Here is an 8,473-nt window from a genome sequence, read left to right as displayed (position 1 = left end):
GATGCCCCTCTCGGGCGAGTGAGCGACTCAAGTATCGAGCGTGTCCCATAGCCACCAATCAGGTTGTTGGACCGCTCAGTTACCTTCTTGCTGCACCGTCAGCTTGCTCGTCACCGAAGTGACACCTTGAACCTTGCCAGCGGCCGCCGTGGCAATGTGATCCTGGTCCTCACTCCGGACAAATCCCGCCAGCATGACCTGGCCCGTCTTTGCCTTCGAGAAGACTGCGATATCTGACTCCTCCAGACCTTTGGTTTTGTAGGGGGTTTGCTTCACCCGTTTCGCGAGGGCCCGATTCGCCGCGCGCTCAGTTTTTTTTGTAGAGGGCACCTGATCTGGTGCCGCGGCATTAGTAGCCGGATCTTGATTCATCGAATTTGTTGCCGGAGTTTGCGCATAAGCAACTGTAGATAGCAGGGCCGTGGCTGCAATGCCAACTACCATATTTCTCAAGTTCATATATTCACCTGGCGTTTAAAAGTTAAGCGAAGTTTCTTAGACGCTGCAATGGGTACACACGGCGGACTTATCTACGGTGTCGATGTTGTTGTATAGAGAAAGGGGAGGGTGGCCGTTAGTGATACGGTCGCCTCGTAGTCAGACTTCCCACCTTTCTTCAAACCTTCGGGCACGGAACAATTGGCTGCGCTGCAGAGTGCTATAAAACTCATGGTTCGCAATTCGATCACCCAGGATGAGGGACGTATAAGTGTTCTACCTGACTTCGATGGTAGTGGACAGGATGTTTGACCGCTATTACATGAAACTGGAGTCAATTCCGTATTCATCGACGAGACGCATGGCTTAAGCGAGGGAAGGCTCCCCTGATGGGGAATCTGGCAGGCGAGACTGGGAGGACGACGCTGAAGGTCGCTCCTGCAAGTACTGCCGCTGTCGAATGGCGAGCGCGTAGCGCTTGCCGATAAGGCAAGGTGAACCCACGGCCAAGCCGAGAGTCCCCCAAGCCACCTTGCTCCCAAAAGACCAGTCGAGAATCCCACCTGGCTGCTCGCAGGTCTCGGAAGGGAACTGAATAAAGCCAGAACGAAATCTGCGAAGGTCTCGTCATCAAGCCAGCGGTGTCGTTCGACGAATTCCCGGCGAAAGTATCTCGGATGGGCAATTGGACCGTCGAAGCACGTCAGCCCCAGCTGACAAAAACCCGCGAGTAACTCCAGTGCAGAATCCGCCTGAGTCGAGTGTTCGGAAGAGAGACCGGTTGACCGCACGTCCGGTCATGAGGGGGCGAGTGCAGGAGGTCGGCGACCAGGGAGAGTAGAGGCCAATCCTCCCCCTTCCAATCACATGATTGTTGTACGCTATTTTCATTTGCCTCGGGCTCCCGGGGCGACTGAACGACGTCATATCGGCGAACAAGCCTCGGCACCCGGCCCACACAACGTCGCGAGAATCGGATCCCAACTTTATGTAGTTGCCAAGCGTCACTGGGGTGCCTATCATCCAGGCAAAGTTTGGGAATAGTGAGCTCTCGACTCTCGCCAGCAGCATGAGGAAGTGGATGGCGCCTAGCATCATGAGGCGCGGCGTTATGGACTAACACTTCACTAATCCTTGGGAAAACAGAATCAGCTTGCTACATTCATGGGTCGTGCTTATCTGACATCGATAATCAGGATCTCAGATGATAATGTCGCTGTTCCGGCGGGTTTGAGCGCTATTGCTGCAATGGGTATTCAGAGCATCTTCTCCTGGACCGCGCTCGTTGAATTTGGTACCACGTCCGTCATTACAGCAAACAGCGCTCCGCTAGAATCCTTGACTGAATTGATTCCGTAGCAATTGAGTCAGATTCTTCTACGCAGCGATTTTCGCTTCGTCGCACCATGTGTTGACGGCCTGTTCGGCGGAGCGGAAGCTGCGGTGCAGTGACGCTGGTGAAGCCGCAGGTGCCTGAGGGCTGACCAATGCGAGTCCGGGCCGCAGGATGCGCGAGTACACGCGTATATAGAACAGGGCCGTCTGCAACCCCAGATCCGTATGGTGATAGCGGTGGGTCCTGGGGACGCGCTCGATCAGGCCATGCAGGCGCAGGCGTCGCAATTCGTAGCTCATGCGTCCCGGTGTGATGTCGCCGGCATGCAGCCCCAGCAGCACGGCATAGCCTTGGCGCAGGTCCTGGTTGGTAAAGCCGCGTGCGACGAAGACGAACATCACCAGTGCATGCAGTAGGGCATGGACCTTCGGGTCAGCAAAGCGCAGTGTCGCAGCACGCTGCCCGTCAACATGGCGCGGGCGCTGCAGGGCCTGGAACGCGTCTTCGCCCAATGCGCAGTCGTGGCTGATCTGCTCGATCTCGAACATGCGCCGATTGGCGGCAAAGCCGATGCGTCGCAACTCGGGCAAGTTGCGCAGCAGTCGTCCCACGCCGAAGTCGTGGGTGTCGTTGATGGTGGTCTCGGTACGCAATGCCTGGCCCTCCTTGTGGGAGGATTATGCCGTCCTCGGGCAGGTCGTGGTGATGCATGACCGGCAGCTGGCGTCGATCCCCGCACACCGGTATGCCGAGGCTTGGGTGCGTCTGCAGCGGTTCATGAGCAGCGACATGCGGTCGCCCATCGCCGTGCTATAGCGTACGTATGACGGCGCGGTTTTCGCGTAACTGGCTGTGGCCTGCATCGGGGCGCCCTCCCGGTCACGGGTGCGGGGAGATGCACGCGACCTGACAGGAACAAACGATGTGCGATAAGGGGGCTGAGTTCCCTGTGCCGCGTGTGCTTCCAGTCGCGCTACGCGCTCCTTCTACCACCCTTGGCAAAGCCTCCGCAGCATTCGACTTGTTCGGCATGTTCAACCCCGTTATCAACAGCGCGCCCCGTTCCCGTTCGATAGCAGTTGATTGGTACGCGTCACAAAAGTCCATTCGCTACCTTGGGCTTCCTATGATGTTCCAGCAAGGCCCTCGTGAAACCGTCACGAGAATACGACATAAACATTCAGTACCGACGCCGAATCTCGCTTGCTACAGTGCTTCAAGAGAGAGCTATGTTCAACGATTGAGGGCTGCATCAATGCCCGCCACGACAACTGAAGCAGGCCTCGTTTTCAACGGGGCTCATACTTGAAGCGCCTCCTGATACCGACTTCTCTTTTGCCTCGCGACAATGTTCGTATATAGAACGAACTGAGGAGCAAAGATGCCCTCACACAGGGCATAGGTGCTTGCCCGACGCGTCGCTTGGCGGATGCTCGGGGCCGACAGTTACGGGATCATGCGCTAGAATTCTGCAGCCGTTAGGCTGTTGCAGTGGGCGATGTTGCCGATTGGCGGCAACCAATGCGTCGAGCCGCCGAGCGCGTAGTTCGACGTCCGGCACGGCCCCTTCAGCACTTGGAGTTGCCCGCCCGGCAAGCAGCGTCTGGTACAGATCGACCAGGTTGGCCGTGGCGCTGACGTCAATTTTGGTTGCTCGTCGCCAAAGATTTACCACGCGTCGCTGGGACGAGTGCGTAATGGGGGGCGCCCACCGCCAGATCTGCTGAGTCAGGCCCTCAGCGCGAGGCTCGGCAATCGCGCAGCGGCAGCGATCAAGCGTCCCGGACTTAGCCACCGCGCGAATCGTTGCGCCGGTCTGACCGTTGCGAGAGCGGTGCAATCTTCGATGGGCAAACTATTGCGTTGTCGAGGGTGCTGCAAAAACGTCCGCTGGCTTGGCTAAAGAGGGTGCTTTGCGGAACGCGACGCTTGTCTATCGACATGCATGACGGCTTTCGCCACTCGTCGAATCGCGCCGATGCACCAAAAGCACGCGGCTGCGAGGAGGGTCGGGCCGGCCACAGTCAGCGTCGCCGCCAGCGCGATCTTCAAGATAAGCATCGTCTTTCCCTTTGGAAATGCCGTTTGATTCGAATCCGTCAAGGGACGGCAAGCCGACCTTCGCAGTGACGTTGCGCGAACACCGCGTTTCGTCCGGCGCCTAGCCGTGGTCCGAGAAAGACAGGATGTGCACGGTGAGCTCATGTTGATCCCAATACATCTGGTTCAGGCGCGTTTGCATGCCTGATAGCATCAACTGAGTGGCCCCACCGATTTCAATCAGTACGCCCGGGCGTGACCCATCGCCGTCAACGCGAGTTATCGCGACGATTTCGACGTGCGTATATTTCCGCACAAACGCGCGGATGTCCTCGTCGTTCTTGTTCAGCGGCAGATTGCCGATCCACAGTTTCATATTTTTGCATCTCCAGCGGTTCGAGCACGTGCTGCGCGATCGTGAGCTCTTCGGTGGTCGGGATTACCCATGTCGCAAGCGTGCCGCCTTCCTGATCCCCGGTCCGTGGCGCGTGTTTGCCGTGATGTTGAGCGCCATGCCGCAGCGCGGCGCATCTGCTCGCGCACGGGCGGCGCATGCTAAATGATCCGCACAGTAACCGCGATCGCGTCCGGCGCGCCGAACTCGCGCGGGATTCAATAGCAAATCAGATCGACCGCGTTGGCCGCCATAGGGTCGTCACTTTGAGCAGCGTGCGCATGTCGCTCCGACTCATCGCGATATAGAAGCGAGACTCCGGCAGTTTCTTTCCGACCTGACATCGTCATCGGCAGATCTCACTGATGCCGGTTTACATCTCGTGGCTTCGGTATTACAGGTAGTTTCGCGTATTGGAACGCAGGCATTGCTTTGAGTGCGTCACGCGTCGCCCCAGGCAAAACAAGCTTACCATCGACGAAATCCAGTTGGTCGACGGGAACCGCCACATCGTGATGAGGTATCCCAACGAATCCCCGTGCATCGATGATGACATACGAAACCGACTTGTCCGGCGCGACGACGATATCGTAGATTGTGCCTATTTTATCGGCATTGTCGTTAAATACAGGCTTGCGTAGGATCGAACGCTTGACACTCCACCCCGAAAGGATAGCATCCGCTTCCGCCACCGTTATTCCTATCGGCTGCTGGCCCACCACCTGCGCCGCCGCTCTCTGCGCAGTCACAGCGGCACACGCGGCAAGAAGAACAGACACTAGCGCTTTTGAAACCATACTGTCTCTCCAGGAGGAGTTGTTGAATTGTTTGCCCTGAATTGCTGGGCAGGACGGCCATCCTGCCGGCGGTCACATTGGGGTCCTCAGTGCAATCACCACGCTGTGGTGACAGGATTGAACGGTTCAGAATACCGAGTACTTGATGATAGTCGGCGGGGCGAGAGACGGCTACTACATGAATCCGGTATCAATCCAGCGAGGCGCGGTGGGAGGCTTGTTGAGCAATGGCGTCAGTCGCACGGACGTGATTCGGATTACATAAATATGCAATGTTTCGGCCGGACACAGTGATATATGTTGTTTCTGTGGCGCTTGATCAATGCGCCGGAATAGCTGGCTTAAAAATCGTATCACCGCATCCGAAGATACCGCTTGCGGTGATGGTGTGATGCGCAATCAAATGCGTGACGATGGTCTCATGCGGTGGTCGCTCTGTGGCCAGGTTAGGAAATGCAAGTCGCGGCGAAGCGACTGGGCCATCGCATCGCCGGCGCGAGGACACGCCAGAGTGTTCGCTGATAGTCGGGCCGACGCACGGGATAGTATGAAATGGTTTGAATTGCCTTGAGGCCCGGGTGCGCGTTTGGGACGGGTCGAACACTTCAAGGAGATCAAGGAGATGTTGCGAAATTAGCCATGGGGTCTGTTAGCCCTGCGCGCAAGGCGCCAATTTACTGTCTTGTTTTGTCCGATGAGAAGCGGATACATAAAGAGCTTATGGACAACGAACTGTGGTCACTCATCGAAATTGGCAATCCGTCTGACGACTTTGCGGAGGCGCAGTGCTCGCCGTAACAATCCCTGGGCGCAGTATCTCGGTACGTTCAATCCAAGAGCTAATCGGAGAATCAAGATGAAAGAGCGACCGCTTCTTGATGCGGACGAGCGCCTGAATCAATCGACCGAAGCGACGCTGTTCGCGCTGATAGGCCAGATCAACGGCTTTGTCCGAAACGCGGTCCTTGACAGCCGGTGTGCGGCGAAGCTTGTGAAACGGTTGAAAAATGAGGCCGAAGTCATTCGCGGTAGCGGAAACTCGACGAAGTCGGGGCGCCGCGAGCTGAAAGAGGCATTCGATGAGGTGGAGGCGACGCTTCGCGAACATGACGCGGGACTATTGGTCGCGGCGAACGCCTTTCTACGTGTGAAGGACATGAGCTGACGTTGACGATGGAGTAAAGCCGCCGCTGCGACGCGCACGGTCGCGCTGCGAGCGCAAATCCGTAGTTGGGTGCTGTCGCAGCGATTCCCGACAGTGATCTGAAACGGGAGACGGTCATGAGAATCTTTGGGCTGACGCCGGAGCGCTTTAATGTGAGTCTTCATGCGACCGACCATCTTGTGCTGTAGATGGTTCGCTATACCGCGGCTATCGTCAAGCATGTCACCCTTGGGGTTCATCGAAAAAGTAAATGGTATTCCTCTGCATTTCTCCGAAAATGGTGGAATTTTCCGGCGCAGCGGTTCGTGGCTCGCAAATTGAGCGGGAGTATCGTCGGTTGTTTTTTGCAGTACTTGTGGTTTGTCGGCGCGACCATGTGAGAGGCACATTCAACGAGATTGTCGTGGACCGGTTGCGCGGTGTTAGGGGAAGCTTTCACCTGGCAACGGAGGTGTTCCATGGAATCCGTAAGCGAACTGATCTATGTGGTGGACGACGACAGGCGGGTGCGAACGGCACTCTCTACGCTGCTGAGCGCAAACGGAAGAAGCGTTCAGGTATTCAGCTCCGGTGGGAAGTTTCTGGATAGGGCTCGTCGGAATGTCGTTTCATGTCTGATCCTGGATTTGAGAATGCCAGACATGAATGGCCTGGAAGTCCAGAAGCTTGTCAGCGTGGACTCTCGAATTCCCGTAATTTTCATTACTGGGTGGGGAGATGTGCCGTCCGCGGTCCTTGCCATGAAGGGCGGGGCTGTTGACTTCCTCACAAAGCCCTTCCTTGAAGAAGCATTGATGCGCGCTGTCGATGCGGCACTCGCCAGGGCACACGTTTTCCACAAGGAGGCGGCGGATGCGGCCACGCTCCGGGCTCTCTATCAATCGCTGACGCCTCGTGAACAGGAGGTGTTGCCGTTACTCGCAAGCGGTCTGCTGAACAGGGAGACGGCGGCAATCCTTGGCATTACCGAATATACCGTGCAAGTGCATCGCGGCCGTATCATGAGAAAAATGCAGGCCGATTCATTTTCCACTTTGGTCAGACAGGTAAGCAAACTGCAAATCGAAATCTCGCCTTCAACCACGTCGGATGCCTGACGCTAACGTCAAACTCTCTTTGAGACTCTCTGACACGGATTTCAAGTGGTCGGATTGTGAAATTCAAAGAGACCTCGGCGACTGACGCCTTGTTTGCCTCACGCAGGATTGGGACCATCTGCTCGTCGGTAAACCATCGTAGAGCAAAACGGACGTCACATAGATTGGCGATTCCGATTATCGGTGACGGTGCACAGGATATTGTCGGCCGTTCGCGCAAGACGATTCAATGCCAAGTGCCTTCCGACGGCATCACGCAGGTCTCATTGACCCGTTTTCCAGCCGGCGGCGGGTGTGCAGCCCATCACATCAGTCTCGCAAGGCGCACGCTGCAGGCGACAACGAATCGCAAAGCCGCGCCTTGGCGTTTCCGACAATGGGCAACCTCATCAATCACGAGATCGCTTTGAGCTACGAAACGATTCAACCGTCTGGGTCCGCATCACGCACTGGATTAACGCGCTCGCTGTTGTACTGATGGTCATGAGCAGCTGGCAGGTCTATGACGCCTCATTGATCTTTCCAGTCTTGCGATTTCCTTCCGCCATTACATTGGGCGGCTGGCTCGGCGCCGCATTGTTATGGCACTTCGCGGTCATGTGGCTGCTGTTTGTGAATTTCCTCGTCTACCTCGGGCTGAATCTCGTTTCAGGACGTCTGCGCCGGAAACTGCCGCCGATCAGTTTCAGGTCACTTACAACCGATCTCGTCGCCGCGCTGCGTGGCAAGCTCGGGCATAAGGACCTCTCACGCTACAACGCGGTACAGAAATTCGCCTATCTCGTCGTCATCGTCGATATTGCGTTGCAAAGCGACTCGAGGGCGGCCCTGCAGTCGATCTTACCCAGGCGCGTTTTTTGCCTCCTTTGTCACATCCTCGCAAGATTATCTGCGTGGGTCTCAACTATCGGGATCATTCGAGCGAGGCGGCCTTTGAAGCGCAGACCTATCCGACTGTCTTTGCACGTTTCGCGACCAGTCTAATTGGTCATGGTGATCCCATTCGTATGCCGGCACAGTCGTCGCAATTGGATTACGAAGGGGAACTGGTTGCGGTCGTCGGCAAGTCCGGGCGCAACATCGGGAAGGGAGCGGTACTGGATCACGTGGCGGGCTACACGATCTTCAACGATGCGACGCTGAGGGATTACCAGTTCCGAACACCGCAATGGACGATGGGCAAGAACTTCGACGGCACCGGGGCAC

Annotated in this window: 9 protein-coding genes; 4 read left to right on the top strand and 5 right to left on the bottom strand. The window is 56.7% G+C overall.

Going from position 1 to position 8,473, the window contains the following annotated elements; all coding sequences use genetic code 11:
• Positions 1–75: 75 nt before the first annotated feature.
• From P0D89_RS49115 to P0D89_RS49095, 5 genes are all read right to left on the bottom strand, one after another.
• Complete coding sequence (locus P0D89_RS49115) at positions 76–459, bottom strand: BON domain-containing protein (RefSeq protein ID WP_408367818.1); 384 nt, start codon at positions 457–459, stop codon at positions 76–78.
• 71 nt (positions 460–530) lie between these two features.
• Positions 531–1,229, bottom strand: coding sequence for a chromate transporter (locus P0D89_RS49110; protein ID WP_408367820.1), 699 nt, complete (start codon positions 1,227–1,229; stop codon positions 531–533).
• Between the two features lie 586 nt (positions 1,230–1,815).
• Positions 1,816–2,427, bottom strand: coding sequence for a hypothetical protein (locus P0D89_RS49105; protein WP_408367822.1), 612 nt, complete (start codon positions 2,425–2,427; stop codon positions 1,816–1,818).
• Positions 2,428–3,935: 1,508 nt separating this feature from the next.
• Positions 3,936–4,190: an RNA recognition motif domain-containing protein gene (locus P0D89_RS49100; RefSeq protein ID WP_408367824.1), complete on the bottom strand. Its 255-nt coding sequence runs from the start codon at positions 4,188–4,190 to the stop codon at positions 3,936–3,938.
• Positions 4,191–4,567: 377 nt separating this feature from the next.
• Positions 4,568–5,005 (bottom strand): PRC-barrel domain-containing protein, encoded by a 438-nt coding sequence (locus tag P0D89_RS49095; RefSeq protein ID WP_408367826.1) that lies wholly within the window; start codon positions 5,003–5,005, stop codon positions 4,568–4,570.
• Positions 5,006–5,756: 751 nt separating this feature from the next.
• On the opposite strand from P0D89_RS49095, the gene P0D89_RS49090 reads away from it, so the two are divergent.
• The 4 genes from P0D89_RS49090 to P0D89_RS49075 all read left to right on the top strand — a co-directional run.
• A complete protein-coding gene (locus P0D89_RS49090; RefSeq protein ID WP_408367828.1) occupies positions 5,757–6,170 on the top strand; it encodes a hypothetical protein in 414 nt (137 codons plus the stop codon).
• A gap of 458 nt (positions 6,171–6,628) precedes the next feature.
• Positions 6,629–7,267, top strand: coding sequence for a response regulator transcription factor (locus P0D89_RS49085; RefSeq protein ID WP_408367830.1), 639 nt, complete (start codon positions 6,629–6,631; stop codon positions 7,265–7,267).
• A 294-nt stretch (positions 7,268–7,561) separates the two neighbouring features.
• Complete coding sequence (locus P0D89_RS49080; RefSeq protein WP_408367832.1) at positions 7,562–8,251, top strand: cytochrome b/b6 domain-containing protein; 690 nt, start codon at positions 7,562–7,564, stop codon at positions 8,249–8,251.
• The coding region (locus tag P0D89_RS49075) for a fumarylacetoacetate hydrolase family protein (protein ID WP_408367834.1) at positions 8,161–8,473 on the top strand (313 nt) is incomplete at its 3' end. The genes P0D89_RS49080 and P0D89_RS49075, both read left to right, overlap by 91 nt.

Origin of the sequence: Paraburkholderia sp. RL18-085-BIA-A (assembly GCF_046027075.1) — a bacterium.
Lineage (GTDB): Bacteria > Pseudomonadota > Gammaproteobacteria > Burkholderiales > Burkholderiaceae > Paraburkholderia.
The sequence above is the reverse complement of the archived record's forward strand: the minus strand, read 5'-3'. Positions and strand labels throughout refer to the sequence as shown.